Annotated in this window: 15 protein-coding genes and 2 pseudogenes; 11 read left to right on the top strand and 6 right to left on the bottom strand. The window is 37.4% G+C overall.

Annotation, left to right across the window (positions count from 1 at the left end; translation table 11 throughout):
- Positions 1-123 precede the first annotated feature (123 nt).
- The 6 genes and pseudogenes from trmFO (at position 124) to ACMZ6U_RS04645 (ending at position 7,211) form a co-directional block, all read left to right on the top strand.
- The gene (gene trmFO, locus ACMZ6U_RS04620) at positions 124-1,467 is read left to right on the top strand and encodes a methylenetetrahydrofolate--tRNA-(uracil(54)-C(5))-methyltransferase (FADH(2)-oxidizing) TrmFO (RefSeq protein WP_104967823.1); all 1,344 of its coding nucleotides are present in this window, start codon (positions 124-126) and stop codon (positions 1,465-1,467) included.
- Between the two features lie 160 nt (positions 1,468-1,627).
- On the top strand, positions 1,628-2,476 hold the full coding sequence (locus tag ACMZ6U_RS04625) for a MetQ/NlpA family ABC transporter substrate-binding protein (RefSeq protein ID WP_115130245.1): 849 nt from the start codon (positions 1,628-1,630) through the stop codon (positions 2,474-2,476).
- Between the two features lie 252 nt (positions 2,477-2,728).
- Positions 2,729-3,097: a YSIRK-type signal peptide-containing protein gene (locus tag ACMZ6U_RS04630; RefSeq protein WP_416106662.1), complete on the top strand. Its 369-nt coding sequence runs from the start codon at positions 2,729-2,731 to the stop codon at positions 3,095-3,097.
- Positions 3,030-4,571, top strand: a pseudogene (locus tag ACMZ6U_RS04635) (S8 family serine peptidase); the annotation flags it as partial. The gene ACMZ6U_RS04630 and the pseudogene ACMZ6U_RS04635, both read left to right, overlap by 68 nt.
- Before the next feature lie 102 nt (positions 4,572-4,673).
- A pseudogene (locus ACMZ6U_RS04640) lies at positions 4,674-4,886 on the top strand (hypothetical protein); the annotation flags it as partial.
- Positions 4,863-7,211: an FIVAR domain-containing protein gene (locus ACMZ6U_RS04645; protein WP_416106680.1), complete on the top strand. Its 2,349-nt coding sequence runs from the start codon at positions 4,863-4,865 to the stop codon at positions 7,209-7,211. The pseudogene ACMZ6U_RS04640 and the gene ACMZ6U_RS04645, both read left to right, overlap by 24 nt.
- Positions 7,212-7,408: 197 nt before the next feature.
- Here the strand turns inward: ACMZ6U_RS04645 and ACMZ6U_RS04650 are convergent, their stop codons facing one another.
- Positions 7,409-7,900 carry a PASTA domain-containing protein gene (locus tag ACMZ6U_RS04650; RefSeq protein WP_416106664.1) on the bottom strand — a complete coding sequence of 164 codons (492 nt, stop codon included), beginning with the start codon at positions 7,898-7,900 and terminating at the stop codon, positions 7,409-7,411.
- Positions 7,901-8,123: 223 nt separating this feature from the next.
- Between ACMZ6U_RS04650 and ACMZ6U_RS04655 the strand changes: the two genes are divergently transcribed.
- Genes ACMZ6U_RS04655 through ACMZ6U_RS04670 form a run of 4 tightly spaced genes read left to right on the top strand, consistent with a single transcriptional unit; the run spans position 8,124 to position 12,462 of the window.
- The gene (locus tag ACMZ6U_RS04655) at positions 8,124-8,894 is read left to right on the top strand and encodes an ABC transporter ATP-binding protein (RefSeq protein WP_416106666.1); all 771 of its coding nucleotides are present in this window, start codon (positions 8,124-8,126) and stop codon (positions 8,892-8,894) included.
- Positions 8,881-10,809, top strand: a complete 1,929-nt coding sequence (locus ACMZ6U_RS04660; RefSeq protein ID WP_416106681.1) for an ABC transporter permease — start codon at positions 8,881-8,883, stop codon at positions 10,807-10,809. The genes ACMZ6U_RS04655 and ACMZ6U_RS04660 overlap by 14 nt, the downstream gene beginning before the upstream one ends.
- A 43-nt stretch (positions 10,810-10,852) precedes the next feature.
- Positions 10,853-11,521, top strand: coding sequence for a response regulator transcription factor (locus tag ACMZ6U_RS04665; RefSeq protein WP_416106668.1), 669 nt, complete (start codon positions 10,853-10,855; stop codon positions 11,519-11,521).
- Positions 11,518-12,462 carry a sensor histidine kinase gene (locus tag ACMZ6U_RS04670; RefSeq protein ID WP_416106671.1) on the top strand — a complete coding sequence of 315 codons (945 nt, stop codon included), beginning with the start codon at positions 11,518-11,520 and terminating at the stop codon, positions 12,460-12,462. The genes ACMZ6U_RS04665 and ACMZ6U_RS04670 overlap by 4 nt, the downstream gene beginning before the upstream one ends.
- Before the next feature lie 118 nt (positions 12,463-12,580).
- On the opposite strand, the gene xerS is transcribed toward ACMZ6U_RS04670, so the two are convergent.
- The 5 genes from xerS to ACMZ6U_RS04695 form a co-directional block, all read right to left on the bottom strand.
- Entirely contained in the window at positions 12,581-13,651 is a 1,071-nt protein-coding gene (xerS, locus tag ACMZ6U_RS04675; protein WP_416106673.1) for a tyrosine recombinase XerS, read from the bottom strand.
- 480 nt (positions 13,652-14,131) lie between these two features.
- The gene (locus ACMZ6U_RS04680; protein WP_416106674.1) at positions 14,132-15,055 is read right to left on the bottom strand and encodes a 2-keto-3-deoxygluconate permease; all 924 of its coding nucleotides are present in this window, start codon (positions 15,053-15,055) and stop codon (positions 14,132-14,134) included.
- A gap of 28 nt (positions 15,056-15,083) precedes the next feature.
- Positions 15,084-15,527: a threonine/serine exporter family protein gene (locus ACMZ6U_RS04685; protein ID WP_416106675.1), complete on the bottom strand. Its 444-nt coding sequence runs from the start codon at positions 15,525-15,527 to the stop codon at positions 15,084-15,086.
- The gene (locus tag ACMZ6U_RS04690; protein ID WP_416106676.1) at positions 15,524-16,300 is read right to left on the bottom strand and encodes a threonine/serine ThrE exporter family protein; all 777 of its coding nucleotides are present in this window, start codon (positions 16,298-16,300) and stop codon (positions 15,524-15,526) included. Before ACMZ6U_RS04690 ends, ACMZ6U_RS04685 begins: the two co-directional genes overlap by 4 nt.
- A gap of 1 nt (position 16,301) precedes the next feature.
- Positions 16,302-17,492 carry an amidohydrolase gene (locus tag ACMZ6U_RS04695; RefSeq protein WP_416106678.1) on the bottom strand — a complete coding sequence of 397 codons (1,191 nt, stop codon included), beginning with the start codon at positions 17,490-17,492 and terminating at the stop codon, positions 16,302-16,304.
- A gap of 155 nt (positions 17,493-17,647) precedes the next feature.
- On the opposite strand from ACMZ6U_RS04695, the gene ACMZ6U_RS04700 reads away from it, so the two are divergent.
- On the top strand, positions 17,648-18,097 hold the full coding sequence (locus ACMZ6U_RS04700; protein ID WP_416106679.1) for a NusG domain II-containing protein: 450 nt from the start codon (positions 17,648-17,650) through the stop codon (positions 18,095-18,097).
- The last annotated feature ends 62 nt before the right edge of the window (positions 18,098-18,159 follow it).

The following is an 18,159-nucleotide window of genomic DNA, read 5'->3' on the forward strand; positions in this document are numbered from 1 at the left end:
AATAAACAGAGTTGTTTATTCTTTTCTTATGATTTTTGATTCGATATGTTATAATATAAGTTCATCATATATAGAAAGATTTGTGAGAATGCTTATGACTCATTCTCAAAGAGGTATTAGTTCTTGTCTCAATCTAAAGCAAATTATATTAACGTCATTGGAGCTGGTTTAGCTGGTTCTGAAGCGGCTTATCAAATCGCCAAACGTGGTGTGCCAGTTAAGCTTTACGAAATGCGTGGTGTTAAACCAACACCTCAACATAAAACAGATGGCTTTGCAGAATTAGTCTGCTCAAATTCCTTCCGAGGTGATTCATTGACCAATGCCGTAGGTCTCTTAAAAGAAGAAATGCGTCGTTTGGACTCGATTATCATGCGTAAGGGAGAAGCTAGTCGTGTTCCTGCTGGTGGTGCCATGGCTGTTGACCGTGAGGGATTTTCACAGTCTGTTACGGCAGAGTTGGAAGCTCATCCGCTTATTGAAGTGATTCGTGGGGAGATTACGGAGATTCCTGATGATGCTATCACCGTGATTGCAACAGGGCCATTGACGTCAGATGCTCTTGCTGAAAAAATTCATGAACTTAATGGTGGTGACGGCTTTTATTTCTATGATGCCGCCGCACCAATTGTTGACAAATCTACCATTGACATGAGTAAGGTTTACCTTAAATCCCGCTATGATAAGGGAGAAGCAGCCTATCTGAACTGTCCAATGACCAAAGAAGAATTCCTAGCCTTCCATGAAGCCTTAACAACAGCAGAAGAAGCACCGCTGAATTCTTTTGAAAAAGAAAAATATTTCGAGGCTTGCATGCCGATCGAAGTGATGGCAAAACGCGGTGTTAAAACAATGCTTTATGGACCGATGAAACCAGTTGGTTTGGAATACCCAGATGACTATGAGGGACCTCGTGATGGTGACTTCAAGACACCTTACGCAGTTGTTCAGTTGCGCCAAGATAATGCCGCCGGTAGCCTTTACAATATCGTTGGTTTCCAAACTCATCTCAAATGGGGCGAGCAAAAACGTGTTTTCCAAATGATTCCAGGTTTAGAGAATGCCACTTTCGTTCGTTATGGAGTCATGCACCGCAATTCCTACATGGATTCCCCAAATCTGCTTAACCAAACTTTCCAATCACGTAGCAATCCTGACCTCTTCTTCGCTGGGCAAATGACCGGAGTTGAGGGGTATGTGGAATCAGCCGCAGCTGGCTTGGTTGCTGGGATCAATGCTGTTAAACGCTTCAAAGAAGAAGCAGAAGTGATTTTCCCACGCACTACAGCAATCGGAAGCTTGCCGTATTACATCACGCATACTGAGAGCAAGCATTTTCAACCTATGAATGTCAACTTTGGTATCATTAAGGAATTAGAAGGACCACGGATTCGCGATAAAAAAGCACGCTATGAAGCCATCGCTGAACGTGCTCTAAAAGATATAGAGCCATACTTATCTGTTTAAAAGTTTTACTGAAAGTCATGAGGCAACTCGTGGCTTTTTTAGAGATGAAAACGTCCATGATATAGTTTTTGACTATATATATGCTTAAATAATAAGAATTTTTCAGAAATAACATCTCATGTTAGACTAGATATATCTTAAATTTAGAGGAGATTAGTTAATGAAATTGAAAAAATGGTTAAGCATTGGAACAATTGCAGTTGCCTCAGTGGTTCTTTTGACAGCTTGTGGTTCAAAGGTTGATGATGATAATGTTGTTGTTAAAGTTGGTACAATGGCCAAGAGTGATTCTGAAGAAGCTCGTTGGAATAAGGTTGAAGAGTTACTTAAAGATAAAAATGTGACGATCAAGTATACTGAATTTACCGATTACTCACAACCTAATAAAGCACTTGAAAATGGTGAGATTGATGTTAACGCCTTTCAGCACTATAATTTCTTGAATGAGTGGAACAAGAAGCATAAAACAGAACTTGTAGGTATTGCTGAAACTTATATCACAGCTTTCCGTCTTTATTCAGGAACTGAAGGTGGCAAAAATAAATACACTGATGCTAAAGATATTCCTAATAAAGGGACTATTGTTATCCCTAATGATACGGTTAATGAAAGTCGAGCTCTTTATCTCTTACAATCAGCTGGTCTAATAGAATTAGGTGTTTCAGGTGATACCTTTGCGACGCTTGATGATATCACTAAAAATGACAAGAATTTAGACATTGTAGAAGTGGACGCAGCACAGACTGCTCGTCAATTACAATCAGCTGATGCTGCTGTTATCAATAATGACTTCGTTGTTGAAGCAGGTATTGACCCAAGCAAAGCTATTTTCATCGAACCTAAAAGTGATAATGCGAAACAGTGGTATAACTTGATTGCTGCTAAGAAAGATTGGAAAAAAGCTAAAAATGCAGATGCTATTCAAGCGGTTGTAGATGCTTATCAGACTGACGACGTTAAAAAAGTCATCAAAGACAGTTCAAAAGGCCTTGACGAGCCAGTTTGGTAAGATTTAAAAAAAATCATTAATTTATAAAACTACAAAAACTAGTAGAGAGGTGTGAGAATCCTTACTCTGCTAGTTTTTTTATAAATGGTATTTAGGGGTACAAGCTATAAATGATAGCAGTATATTACGATATGTCAGTTCTGTTCTTCTACATTATTATCTAAATTATCAAAAAATATTGAATTTTCAGATTCGATGTGTTTTAATAAAATGGTAGCGTAAAGGCTATAATATTTTTTAGGAGAAAGCTATATGGAAAAGAAACATGTTTTTTCACTCCGCAAGTCAAAAATAGGTGCTGTATCTGTTCTTTTGGGTGCAGTTTTTTTGTTTGCGGGAGGTCATCAAGTTGCAGCAAATGATCTAGCAGGTGATAATCTTACTACGACAGAAGTGGTAACTGCTACAGAGGCAACAATTATAGAGAGTACGCCTCAAGAGTCACCTCAAATAGAAGTATTAGAGACGAATCGTGATACTGGTTTGACAGATTCGCTTAAATCTTCTCTTCCGCTATCATCAGATACAAATGTTGACGATTCCTTTACTATTTATAGTGAAAGAAAGTGCGGAAGCAGCAACAGTGACTGGAGGAAATACAGAAAAACCTCAGAATATTGATAGCAATACGATTATCTCTGTCCCTGAGACTTGGGAGACAGGTTACAAAGGAGAAGGGATGGTTGTCGCCGTCATTGACTCTGGTTTAGATATTGATCATGATACGTTAAGAATCACAGATGTATCTAAAGCGAAATATAAATCTGAAGAACAGATGACCCAAGCAATGGCTGCAGCAGGCATTACTTATGGTAAATGGTACAATGATAAAGTTATTTTTGGCTATAATTATGTAGATGTTAACACGCTGTTAAAAGAAGCAGATAGTGACTCTCATGGTATGCATGTCACTGGTATTGCAACTGGAAATCCTTCTCAACCTGTTGGAGGAGAGTTGATTTATGGGGTTGCACCAGAGGCTCAAGTGATGTTTATGAGGGTGTTTTCAGATGTTCACAATCGTACAGGTCAAGCCCTTTATACACAAGCTATTTTAGATGCTGTTAAGCTAGGAGCTGATGCTATAAATCTCAGTCTTGGAGGAGCTAATGGAGTAACGGTTAATGTCGGTGAGGAGTTAAACTCTGCTATCGCTTACGCAAGACAATCAGGAGTCTCTGTCGTGATTGCTGCTGGTAACGATGGCACTTTTGCATCAGGACATTCTAATCCTTTGGCGACAAATCCTGATTATGGTCTGGTTGGTAGCCCATCAACTGCTCGGGATGCTATTTCAGTTGCCTCTTTTAACAATACTACAATTTTTAGTGAAGTGGTTCAGATTCTGGGATTGGAAGATAGGGATGATTTGAACTATGGTAAGAGTTCTTTTATCAATCCGAATGCTAGCCAGAAGACTTTTGCAGATAATACAGCTTACGAATTAGTTTATGTTGGACTTGGACGTTAAGAAGATTTTATCGGTAAAGACCTGTCAGGAAAATTAGCTTTGATCAAGCGTGGAGAGTTGACATTTACGGAAAAGGTCGCTAATGCAACTGCCAACGGTGCTAGTGGAGTTGTTGTCTTTAACCACACTTCGGGTGAAGGAAACATCAATATGTCACTTGATGAAGCTGGTAAGGAAATTCCATCGATTTTCATTCCTTATGAATTTGGGGAAGCTCTGGCATCAGATCCTACCCTGAAAGTCATGTTCAAGGGAGAAATGGATAAAATGTCTAATCCGACAGCAGGTAAGATTTCGGACTTTTCAAGCTGGGGTTTGAGTGCAGATGGTGAATTGAAACCTGATGTTGCAGCACCAGGTGGCTCAATTTATGCTCCTGTAAATGATGGTAAATATGCCAATATGAATGGAACAAGTATGGCTTCGCCACACGTCGCTGGAGCAGCAGTTTTGATTAAGCAGTATCTGAAAGAAAACTATCCAAGTAAGACGGCTCAAGAGATTGAGGCCTTGGTTAAGCAGTTAATGATGAGCACTGCTAAATTGCATTTTGCTCCTGAAACAGAGGCGTATACTTCTCCACGTCAACAAGGGGCTGGTATACTAGATACGAAGGCTGCGATTTCCACTGGTCTTTATGCGACAGGAAACGATGACTATAGCAGTATTACCCTAGGAAATGTATCTGACCAGTTCAGCTTTGATGTAACTATTCATAATATTACAGACCAGGATAAAACCTTAAGTTATGTGACGCATCTCAATACTGATTATGTTCAGGATGGTTACATGACACTCTTTCCTCTAGAATTAGCCAAGATTGATGGAGAGACCATCACAGTTGGTGCTAATAGTAGTAAGACTATCCGTATTAGCCTAGATGCTTCAGCTTACACAGAGGAATTAAGTCAACTGATGCCGAATGGCTATTATCTTGAGGGATTTGTCAGATTTGTAGATACAGCTGACGGGGCCGACGTGATTAGTATCCCTTATGTCGGTTTTAAAGGGGAATTCCAAAATTTGGATGTTGTCGAAACACCTGTCTATAATCTTCTAACTGATGGTAAAGGTGGCGTTTACTTTGTTCCAAAGGAAGGAGAAGCTCTCCCTGGAGATGAAAACTTCACAGGTCTTCTGACAGGAAGTACCGATCTTGTCTTTTCTAACAAAAATAAACGGACAGATTTTGAGATTAAAACTTTGGGGACATTTGATGATGGGGAAGGAAACTTTATCCTGAAACTAGATGATAATGGACAACCCCGTTTAGCTATTTCACCGAATGACGATGGGAATCAAGATTCCTTGGTTTTACGAGGGGTATTTCTTAGAAGTTTTAATAATTTGGTAGCAAGTGTTTATGCAGCAGAAGATACAGAGCTAACAACTCCTCTTTGGCAAAGTGTTTCTAGTGATGGTGAAAAAAATTTCTTTAGTGGTGATCCTAGAAATGAAAAATCTACTATTGTCTACCCAACAGAATTTTCAGGTTTCGATAATGATGGTAATTCTCTTGCTGATGGACATTATCGCTATGTGTTAACGTATTATCCTGATGTTATTGGAGCTGATAGGCAAAGTATGAGTTTTGATATTATCATTGATCGCCAATCACCAGTTATCACAACTGCAACATATGAGGAATCTAGCTTTAAATTTACCCCTCGTCCAGTTATCGAGTACGGGCCATCAACAATTGTACGAGAACGCGTTTTTTATCTTGTAAAAGACTCAGAAGGTGATAGCAGTATTATTGAACGTGACCCTAATACAGGGAAATTGCAACTGGTTGATAATCGTGTCTATATTTCAAAAAATGAGGATAATTCTTACACTTTACCACTGGATTTAGCAGATTTAAGTGATTTTTATTACACTGTCGAAGATTTTGCAGGAAATCTTGTTTGGACCAAGGTGGAAGACCTCGTTTCTATTGGAAATGATTTAGGGTTGGTATCTGTTAATTTGTATGATAATGACACAAAAGACCCAATTAATGTCACTCATTCTTTCTCTGTTAAAGATGAAAATGGTCAGTTAGTGACTGATTTACCACGATATGGGAATGAGAAGAATACAGTTAAATTACCATTTGGAACCTATACTTTTGACATTTTTATCTACGATACAGAACGTTCAGTTCTGGAAAGCTCTCGTTCAGTTGTCGTTGAATTGACTGAAGAAGCTAGCCGACAAGAAGCGAATTTCTACCTTAGTCTCTTACCTAAAAAGGCATTAACGGTTCGTTTTGATCAGGAAGTTCCAGATGGGACAACTGTAGCGATTGTTGGAGAAAATGGACAGATTATTTCCTTGCCAGTAACTCGTTATAACAAAACGATTTTCGGAAAAGATGTTCCAGTAGGTAGCTATACATTATTGCTGGCATTACCGGAAGGCTTTGATGTTTTGGAAGACGATTCGGTTACAGTATCTGAAACTGGACAGAGCATGAAGTCTCTAACTTTGGTTAATAGGACAGCCTTGATGGCAGCTCTTCAAGATGACCTCACTCAAACTCCTGTTTATTACAATGCTTCCCAGACTTCTAGAACAGCCTATGATGAAGCCTTAAAACTAGCTCTAGTTACTCTAACAGGTAAGAACAATCAGGAAGCAATTGATTATGCAACACAAGCTCTGCTATCGGCAAAAGCAGCCTTAGATGGTAAAGAAACAGATAAGAGTAGCTTACAGCTTGCCTTTGATGAGGCAAATTCCTTGGTTGCAGAGAAAGATGTGGTCTATCAAGCAGCTAGCAGGGAGATTAAGGATAATTTTGACAAGGTGAGAGAATTGGTCGCAGCAATACTAAGCAAAGACCAAGCAACTCAAGAGGAAGTCGACGCTGCTCTAGCAGACTTGGATAGAGCACGTAATAATCTAGATGGGACAGAACAAGCACCACCAGCCTACCAACCGCAACGAACCCCTCAAACAGATCCATTGGCTGAAGATAAGGAGGAATTGGCATCATTGCCACCAAGCGTAACTACGGTGGCACCGTTACAGCCAGTTGAGACGGAGTCAGTAGTCAAAACGATTGATATACAAAACTCTTCAGTCACATCTGAACAGGATACTAAGCCTTCTCCTGTTACTGATATTCCTATAGGAAAGGTTGCAAAAGCTCAACTATTGCCAAAGACTGGAGAAAAAAATCTAGGAGTGGAGTTGTATCTAATAGTAGCTCTCATTAGTTTTTGCTATTTGAAGAGATCTAGGCCCTCAGTCTCAAAACACAAACAATCTAGCCAATAAGCTTGATGTTAGTAGCTTTACTATCGTTTACTTAAATTGTTTATCTCATTATTAGGAGTATAGAAATAAGCAGCATTAGGAAACTAGTAAGTGCAACTATAATCACCTTAAAAGCCTTAGAATAAACGTTTTAATTACGCTATTCTAAGGCTTTTAGTTTGGACTAAAAATACAGATGATGCATTGTTTTTTGTATTTTAATGTTTTTTGCGATTAAAAGGAATGACATTTTTAACATTTTCAAACGTATCAGAAATCGTTTGGTTACGTTCGACAGTCCGTCGCGTTTCTTCGTCAATTAATTCTTGACTAGCAGCAATAATATCTAAATCAACATAATAGAGTTTTACTAAAGAGCCTTTTAGTTGCTTGCCTGATTTAGGTGACATTTGTACGACTTCGTTTTCACGCGCTGTGGCATACTTTTTAGCTGGTTTAGCTGGAATACTTGAAACAGTAAATCCTTGATTTGTCAAATGCTGACGAGCTTCCTCAAGTGGCAAATTAACCACATTGTCAATTTTAACCAATGTCATCTGACGTTCATGGCGCTGATCCATATGTTTTTCAATGATAGGACGACTGTTTTCAATCGTTTTGCCTATGATAGCCGTTGTGTCAGGAATAATTGAAAACAAACGACCAAGTGTTCCTAGTTTTCGTGATAATTTTAGTTTTGTTTGTGGCATAATACATACTCCTTGAGGTCTAATATGTTTTTATTATACCAAAAATAAACGTAAAGCTCTTTTGTTTTTCTTACAAAATTGTAAGGGAAAGGAGGTAACTTGTAAGATTATAAGCACAGCTAGTTGGTAAACTAGTAGATGAAAAGAAAGAAGTTAGGAATTCTTTTCTTGTTGCTCATCAACTTAAAAGAATTAAGCTATAATAGAAAAAGGAGTAGACCTTATGTTACTAGAAATTAACCACTTAAAAAAAGTTTTTCGCACACGGTTTTCCAAAAATGAAACACAGGCTTTACGGGATATTGATTTTAAAGTTAATGAGGGCGAGTTTATCGCTATCATGGGAGAATCTGGTTCCGGAAAAACAACCTTATTAAATATTTTAGCCACTTTAGAAAAACCAAGTTCGGGTTCTGTTTTATTAAAGGGACAAGATATTACTAAAATCAAAGAAAATCAGTTGGCTGAATTCAGGCTTAAGCACCTTGGTTTTGTTTTTCAAGAGTTTAATCTTTTAGATACCTTGACTATCAGAGATAATATCTTTTTGCCTTTGGTCTTAGACCGAAAACCATATACAAAAATGGAAAAAGCTTTGCTTCCCTTAGCAGAACAGTTGCATCTTAAAGACTTACTAGATAAACGTCCAATTGAAATTTCTGGTGGTCAAAAACAAAGAGTAGCGGTAGCTAGAAGTTTAATTAATCAACCAGATATCCTCTTAGCTGATGAACCGACAGCAGCTCTAGATTTCCGAAATTCAGAAGATTTATTATCCCTTTTTGAAGAAATCAATGCTTTTGGACAAACTATCCTTATGGTGACCCACTCTGCAATGGCTGCCAGTCATGCCAAGCGTGTGCTATTTATCAAAGATGGTAGGATTTTCCATCAACTATATCGAGGCAACAAAAGTCCTCAAACCTTTAGTAAAGATATCTCTTTGGCTATGAATGCTCTTCTAGGAGGAGGTGATGACCATGTTTTATCTTAAAATGGCTTGTCAGAATTTACTTAAGACCAAGAATATCTATGCACCATTTCTGTTAACGAGTATGGTACTTTATATCACTTTGTGTTCTACCCTTTTAATCTTATTTAGTCCTATTTCTGACGATATGTCTTATGGAAAATTTCTTTTAGGGTTTGGGAGCGGAGTCTTAACCTTACTATCAACTATTTTAATAGTCTATAGCTACCGTTTTGTTTTAAAACAACGTAGTAAGGAGTTTGGGCTTTACAATGTTTTAGGAATGAGTAAGAAAAAAGTTTCTTTAATATCGAGTATTGAAATACTAATTTTATTTCTAGGTCTGCTTATTATAGGGAATATCCTCTCAGCTATCTTTTCAAACGTACTTTATCTCATATTTGTTAACCTTATCCATTATGATCAATTGATCTTAACATTTACTTTCCAATCATTTATTATAACTGGAATGATTTTTCTTAGTATTTTCATACTATTGTTGGTTATCAATTTATTTGCGATTAGACAGTCATCGCCATTAGATTTATTCAAGGCAGCATCTAAAGCAGAACAAGAACCTAAAGGAAATATTGCTTTGGCTATGCTTTCTCTAGTCCTGCTGGGAATTGGCTATGGTTTGTCATTGACGTCAACAAAGATTGCTGCTTTAGTTTTGATTTATCGCTTTTTGATTGCGGTTGTCTTGGTTATTATTGGAACCTATTTATTTTATATCTCATTTACAACTTGGTACTTGAAACGCAGACGTCAAAATAAGGCTTATTACTATCAAACAGAGCATTTTATAACGGTTTCTCAAATGATTTTTCGCATGAAACAAAATGCGGTTGGATTAGCCAATATCACCATATTAGCGGTTATGTGCTTTGTTACCATTGCTACAACGTCATCGCTTTTCGGGAATACTGAAAATATGGTCTCTCAGCTCTTTCCAAAAAATACTGAGCTAGAGATTCATCAAGTTGAAGGAAAAACTAGCTTTGAAGCATTTGCCCAAGAGACGATTATCCCAGAATTAAAAACAGATAATAAAGATGTTATTGCTTATCAATCAGCTATGATTTCTATTCCTTTAACTCGTGATAGAGAAATCACTGTCAATGAGAAAACAATCCATAAACCTAAGGTAAGTAAAATGGGGTTTGTTTACTTGATTGAACAAGATGATTTTAGAAAGCTTGGTAATGATTTACCTCACTTAAAAGCTAATCAAACAGCCTTTTTCAAGCAAAAAGGTGATAGTAAACTTGAGAAACTGACAATTTTTGGTAAAGAATATGCTAATGTCAAAAACTTTAAGTCCGTTATCGTGCCTGATAGTGATAGGAGTCAAATGACTACCATCAAAAAGCACTTTGAAAATGTTGAAGGATTTGGTTATAACGAATCTTATAAGTTGTTTGCGGATTTGAAGGCAAAAGACTATCAAACTTTAAAAGAGAAAAAAGGTGTTTGGATCAATACGAAGGGAGATACGGCCATAGTAGAATTGACACGAGAGTCATCATTTAAAGATGGAGTCTATAGTTTATTTGGTGGTTTCCTATTTACAGGACTTTTGTTAGGAACAGCTTTTCTCTTAGCTGCAGCTTTGATTATCTATTATAAACGTTATTCAGAAGGGGTTGAAGATCAAAAATCCTATCATATTTTACAAGAAGTTGGCATGTCCAAAGCTCAAGTTAAGAAAATCATTGGTTCACAAACCCTCATGGTTTTCTTCATGCCACTGGCTATGGCAATCAGCCATTTCTTAGTAGCGTTGATTATGCTCAAACAAATGCTCTCACTTTTTGGAGTAGTCAATGATCTGTTGATTTACCAAATTTCTGGAGGCGTCATTCTCGCCATTACCATTACCTACTATCTCATTTACCGATTAACAGGACGGTCTTATTATCACTTAATTGAAAGGTAGGTAAAGTAGCGATTTTTCGCTGCTTTTTTGCTAAAATAATCCTATGAGCAAGCGAGATAAACTATATATTATTGAGGATGATGCGACTATTGTCACCCTTTTAAAACAGCATTTTTCTAATCAGTATCAGGTTTTTTCAGTGACAAATTTCCGAGATATTAAACAGGAAGTCGAAACGATTCAGCTTGATGTGATTCTCATGGACATTACCTTACCTTTTTTCAATGGTTTTTATTGGACTAGCGAGATTCGTAAGACGATGACAGTGCCAATTATCTTTATTTCTTCTATTAACGATGATATGGATGCTGTCATGGCACTTAATATGGGTGGCGATGATTTTATTTCAAAACCATTCTCACTCAGCATATTAGAGGCAAAAATTTCAGCCTTTTTGCGAAGAAGTAAGCAATTTAGTAAAGATGAGCTTTCTTTTGCTGGATATGAATTACTAGCAGATGGCAGCCTTATCTCTGAGCAACATGGAAGTGTTGACCTATCCCCAACAGAGGCAAAAATTTTACGAATACTAATGACACATGATCAGCAAGTTATTGCTAAAGAAGACTTTTTAGAAAAACTCTGGCAAGATGATAGCTTTATTGACCATAATACCTTGAGTGTTAATATAACACGGCTTCGTAAGAAGTTAAAGAGTATTGGCTTTGATTACATACACACGGCTAGAGGAGTAGGGTATTTTCTCAAATGATCATAAATTATCTTAAAGAGTATGGACCTTGGTATGTCCTATACTTCCTAATGACCTTGACTTATCATCTCATGTTTTACCTTTACCATCTACCACACCAATATTTTCTTGCTAGTTTAGCGATTAATATGGTATTTTTATGTTTTTGGAGCATTCTGAGCTATCAGCAATTTAAACGCAAAATAATGACATTGGAAAACTTAAAAGCTATTGAGGATTTTCCAGACTCACAAGTACCATCAGAAATCGCCTATCGTGAATTTTTCAGTCGTATAGTAGCAGTAGAAGCGCAAAAAGTTTTGGAGCTGAAACGTGAACAAGATGACCTGGAAGGTTTGGTTAAGATGTGGTCGCATCAGATGAAAATTCCTGTTTCAGCGATGTCATTGATGATACAAACCGATCATATCAACAAGTCAGACCTTCAGGTGCAGACTTTTCGCTTAGAACAAGATATCAATAACCTCTTAGCTTATCTTAAGTATAAAGCTGATAATGATGATTACCGTTTTTCCAAAATCTCCTTGAAGGCTTGTGTCAGTTCCGTTATCAAGACATTTAGTAGCCAATGTATCGCTAAAAATATTCAAATCACGCTAACCGGTGATAATCATCTGATTACAGATGATAAGTGGCTATCTTTTTCTTTATCTCAAGTCATTGATAATGCCATTAAATATAGTTCTTTTGGGTCGGAAATTAAGATAAGTATCAAAGATAAAAGTATTGAAATACAAGATTTTGGTATAGGGATACTAGAAGAGGATATTCCACGTTTATTTGAACTAGGTTTTACTGGTTATAATGGGCATGCGCATAAAAAGGCAACTGGCTTGGGCTTATACATGACGAAACAGATTCTAGATAGGTTGGGTTTCACGATTGTTATAAGCAGTCGAATTGATCAAGGAACCAAAGTTACTATTGAAAAAAATAATTAATATATTTACATAATTATAGTTACGTAAGTATATTTATGTAAAATAGTTATGAAATATAAAAAATCTGGCAATGATAGAAAGTCATTGCCAGATTTTTGCGTAATTTTATTTATGTAAACTAAAGTTTATCTAAGGCATTCTTTTGCTCATCATTTACGATGTGTGTATAGAGGTCGGTTACCTGTGTTGAGGCGTGTCCCAGCTGATGACTAACAAGAACTTGGGATTTGGTAGCGTCATAGAGTCTGGTAGCCAGTGTATGACGCAGTTTGTGGGGGGTTACTCTTATTTTAAAATCTTGTGAGTATTTGGCAACCATTTTTTCAATACTTGAAGCATCTATACGATTAGGTATGCCTCTATACTCGGTGAGAAAGAGTGCTGTGTCTTGCTTTTCAGCTTTATATCGCTGCTTACGAATAGCAAGATAAGCTTCAATATAAGGTTTTGCAAAACCTGCAACATTGACTGAATCACGTTTCCCACCTTTTCGAGTCACTTCAATAACCATCATATTGAGGTTCAAATCCTTCAAATCAAGATTGACAGCCTCTGACAAACGTACCCCAGACGCCAGCAGTAGGGCGATAATGGCTAAATCACGTTCTTTATTTTTTCGAAAAGATGATTTAGCACGATTGGAAAGTTTGTTTTCATATTCACAATCGACATATTCTAAGAATGCCATGGTTTCATCACCAAGAAAGAGTTTTTGCTTGATATTTTCAGCTCTGGAAGCTAAAGTTTCCTTTTTCTTTTTGGTAGCAACCTTTTTCATGACATTTCGATAGAAATATGGTTCCCCTTGATCATTTTCAACTTCCTCAGTCAAGTATTTAAAAAGGCTAGATAAAGCTGATAAGGTACGGTTTATAGTGGTCTGAGAGACACCTTGTTTAGTTGAATAGGTATTTAGAGATGGGCGTTCACGTAAATACAAAACAAATGATTCCATATCTTTTTTAGTTAAATGCTCCAAAACAGCTAAGTCAATATCAGCAAGCTTATCAGCATTTGAAATACCAGATTCAATCAACCACTCAAAAAATCGACGGTATTCTTTGAAATATTCATACAAGGTTGTAAAGCTATAAGGAACAGCCAATTTAGATTGATAGTATTCCAAGACAAACCAAGGCATGATAGCTTTAAGCTCGTCAATTTTTTCCAGTAATAATTCACGTTTCATAGTAATATTTTCCTTAATTTCTATAAATAGAAGTATACCATACCCCTAGGTGTTTTTCAAGAAAATTAAAGTTTTTCGGAAAGATGTTTAAAGGGATTTTATCGTAAAAACTAATTCGTAACCGGAAAAAATTGTTTCGCTAAATACTGAAATCTATTTTTTGAACATCAGACCTTTTTCTTTTGACGTGTTTTTAAGCTTAATGTTTTATACTGATTTTAATTCAAAATCTGAATATAGAATTATGGTTCGAGTCTCCTTATCCTAGTAAATCGTCCAGATTTATACCTTGTACTTAAATGGTTTCAGATTTTCATTTAGTATTAGCTTATCATACCTACCCTACTATCTGTTTGTTTTCTTAGTTTGTCATTTGTCTTTGAAAATAGCAAACCTCCCCAGATATTTGAACAACACCCAATCGTTAGATTTTATATCTAACTTTTGAGGGTCATTACAATTCTGAGGAGGTTTTGTTTTCTATTTTTCTTTTTCAGCAAATTTTTGACATAAAATCGGTGCGATTATTGCTGTGCAGACGACAACCAATGAGGTGATTGCTGCTGATTGTGAGGCATATTCTTTTAGTTCTGGATTGCTTGCTACCATTAATAATGGGACAGAAGCTGATAAGCCTGCTACGGTTGATAGGGCTGTTGCTGAGGCACCACTTCTTTTCAAAATGTGTTTTTCGATTAAAATCAGTGGTAAGGCTCCGATGAGGTAGTACAGGATAGCCATCATGATTCCTGGTAATCCTGCTTTCATGGCTTCAAAGAGATTGATATTTGCTCCGACGCCCCAACCTAGCATGATAATAATGAAACCCATAGATGGTGCCATGTATTGGCTTAGATCGTGGTCAAGGTTACCGATAATAATACCAAATACTAGAGGAAACAGGGTTGAAAGGATTGGCATAAAATCAAGTGGTGTTGGACTGGTCAATCCGTAAATGAACATAGGAATGATTGGCAAGGCCATAACGGCGACTAAACCAAAGGCTGCTTGGTCACTCTCGTCACCGTAGTCTTTCATAAGGGCTAAAAAGAGGGTTGGGTTCATCGAGGTTAGGGTACAGATGAAGGCGATAGCGCTAAGTCCCCAGATACCATCAAGTCCAAAGAGTTTGATGAAAATAAGGCTTGCTATCGTACTTATAATAAAGCGAGCTAGAAGTAGAACACCGTAGTTTTTAAAGACTTGAGTCAAAGTTTTGAGCTTCAAGGTACATCCTGATAGGAAGACAGCTGCTCCTAGAATGAAATTAATAGCCTCACCTGAAAACATGGCTTGAGTTAAACCACCAATATTGAAAAAAGTTGGTGAGAAAGTATGGATAATGGCCGAAATCAGCATTGGAATCAAGAGAGTTCCGCCTGGAATTGATTTCATAAGTTTCATAAAAAGATAGTCCTCCGTGGGCTTATGGCTAATGTTTAGCTTGTTTGAGATGATTGTAGATTTCTAAAAAAGAATCGACAATAAAGATGGATAAGGCAATGGCTCCAGAAACGAGGATGGATTCAATTAAGTTTTCTCCTGCTAATTTGGGATTATCTTGGATGTAATAATAAGCAATCCGATAGACACCAGCTCCGGGAACGAGTGGGAAAAAACTTGGAATATAAAAAACGGTTACTGGCGAGGCTAGTTTTCTTGCTGAGATTTGCGATAATAAAGCAATAACAATTCCTCCCAATAAGGTAGCGACGGCATTGTCTGTCCTATCTAAAAAGATAAGGTAGACTGCATAGCCAGCTGCCCCGATAAATCCAGTCTGATACACTAAATGCTTGGGTGCTTCTAGGAGTATACCAGCTGTTACGGTAGCGACGTATGCTCCTAGAATTTGAAAAAGAAAACTCCACATCATGACATGATTCCTTTCGCAATAAAGAGGCCTAAGGCAACACCAACACCGAGACTAACCGCAATAGTCAAAGCTTCAACAAATTTAGCCACTCCTGCTCCATAATCTCCTTTAAAAGAATCACGAAAACCATTAGTAAAGGCAGTTCCAGGGAAAAGTGGCATGAGTACAGAGATAATAGTGATATCTAAAGCACGGTCAGAGGCCCCAACAAATCTAGTTATAAAAGGCATGCAAATAGCTACTACCATAGTTGCAAAGATGCCATAGATAAAATCGTTAAGCTTTAACCAATCTCGTATCGGATAGGTTGCTATCAATAATAAAGAAGCAATGACTGATAGTAAAAAGGTGTGAATATTGCCGCCTAATAGGAGGGCAAAAGCCATGACTAATAAGACTGTTGCTAGATAGGTGCTTTTTGATGAATATGTTTTTCGATTGACATTATTAAGCTTCTGATAAGCCTCCCTAAGAGATAACTGACTGCTTGTCATATCTCTTGAAATCTGGTTAACATCATGAATTTTAGTTAAGTGAGTAGAGCGTTGCGAGATACGCTTGACATAAGTAATGGGTTCTGGAAAGTCAGGACCATCTAGGGTGATGAAAAGTCCTGTAGTATTAGCGAATACATCTACGGTTGGCAGTTGACTAACAGATAAAATACGCTCTACTGTGGTTTCCACTCGGTAGGATTCAGCATTCGATTCTAACATGATGATGCCAGCTAAGGTAGCCACCTTAACCAGCATTTTGTATTGATTTTCTTCCATCTTATTTGTTTCCAAGATAGCTTAAAATAGCTACTAAAGCAGCTTCTGTCCCTGTTTTGAGAGTTGGTTGAATGGCTGGCGCAAATTTTGGATTGTGATTGGCATAAATATCCTGATCAGCTGTAAATCCACCAAAGCCCCAATATAAATAAGGGATACCAAGGGCTCTAGGAATGGCAGAAAAATCCTCAGAAGCCGTCAGTGGTTTGTAATTGATGACCTTATCGTCACTAAAATATGCTTTAAAGGCACTTGTGACGTGTTTGGTGATCTCAGCATCATTGTCTGTTAGTGGGAAACTATCGTAGACTTCAATATCGGGTTCTGTTTCGCAGTTTCCTGCTTGGCACTCTGCGATGGTAATGCGTCTAATGGCAGAAATTAATTGCTCTTTGACAGCTTCATCGTAAGCACGGATATTCAAACGTAAGATTGCTGTTTCAGGGATGATATTGGCTTGATTTCCTGCCTGGAAAGACCCTACAGTAACAACAGCGAATTGGAAAGGATCTACCTCACGCGCCACAATAGTTTGTAGTTTAGATACAATAGCAGATCCGATAACGATTGGATCGATACTCAAGTTTGGCATAGAACCATGTGCTCCACGACCGTTAATCGTGATTTTCAAAGAAGCTGCTGTCGATAAAAAGGGACCTTCTTTAGTACCAAGATGACCAGCTTCTGGAGTGGTCAAGACATGCTGAGCGAGGGCTATATCTGGTTTTGGAATTTTTTCAAGCAGACCATCCTCCAACATCGCTTTGGCTCCTGCTGCTATCTCTTCACCTGGTTGAAAGAGAGCGATGTAAGTTCCAGACCAAGCGTCCTTATTATTAGCAAGTGCCCAAGCAGCTCCTAAACTAGTTGTCATATGCATATCGTGGCCGCAAGCATGCATAACACCATCAATTTTAGAAGCATATTCTAAACCAGTTTCTTCATGAACAGGTAGAGCATCCATATCAGCTCTAAAAAGAATCTTTGGCCCATCTCCGTTTTCTAAGATTCCAACAAGACCTCCACCAATCTCTTGCACCTTATAATTTAATTTTTTCAATTCTTCTGTGAGAAAGGCTACTGTCTGTTTTTCCTGCATAGATAATTCAGGATTTTGGTGTAAGTATTTGTACGTCTTTTCTTGCCAGTCTTTGATGGTATCTAGTGAATCTATGACTGTTTTGTAGGGCATGATGAACCTCCTGTAGATTTTGATATGGTTATTCTAGTATAACATTTTTTAGCCATATATTGTTGTTAAATACTTTTAGGAAAAGGCTTCGTTATCTCAAGAATTTATTCTTTAAATAGTTTACAAAGCTGTTATTTTCTTTTAGAATAAATATTGTGAAGACTAACAAAACGAACGCAAAACAAGTTCTAACTTATTTTAAACCTTTTGATTATTTATTGATATCGCTGGCTATTATCCTTTCTTTTCTACCAGCTGCTTGGACAATCTATCAGAAAATGGGAACACCGCCATCATCTGGTTTAATGGCTGTTGTAAAAATCCATGGTAAGGTGGTCGATACCTATGCGCTTGAAGAACATGGCCCACACTTTGAAAAGACTTATCATCCAGCTAAAGGCCAATACAATATTGTTGAGGTTGATGGTGATAGTATTCGTGTTAGAGAAGATAATAGTCCTGACCAGATTGCTGTCAAAACAGGATGGATTAATCAAGAAGGGCAACTATCTATCTGTCTACCGCATGATTTAATCATTGAAATCCAAGCAACAAAAGATTCTTCAACAGAAGAAAATAAAGAAGAATTAATTCTTCCGTTGTAAGTAAAAGCCATCTCGCTGGCGCTACTTTCCAAAATAGAACTCTTAATAATGAAAAGGATTTA

It is taken from the genome of Streptococcus pluranimalium, from assembly GCF_047785745.1.
Classification (GTDB): domain Bacteria; phylum Bacillota; class Bacilli; order Lactobacillales; family Streptococcaceae; genus Streptococcus; species Streptococcus pluranimalium_B.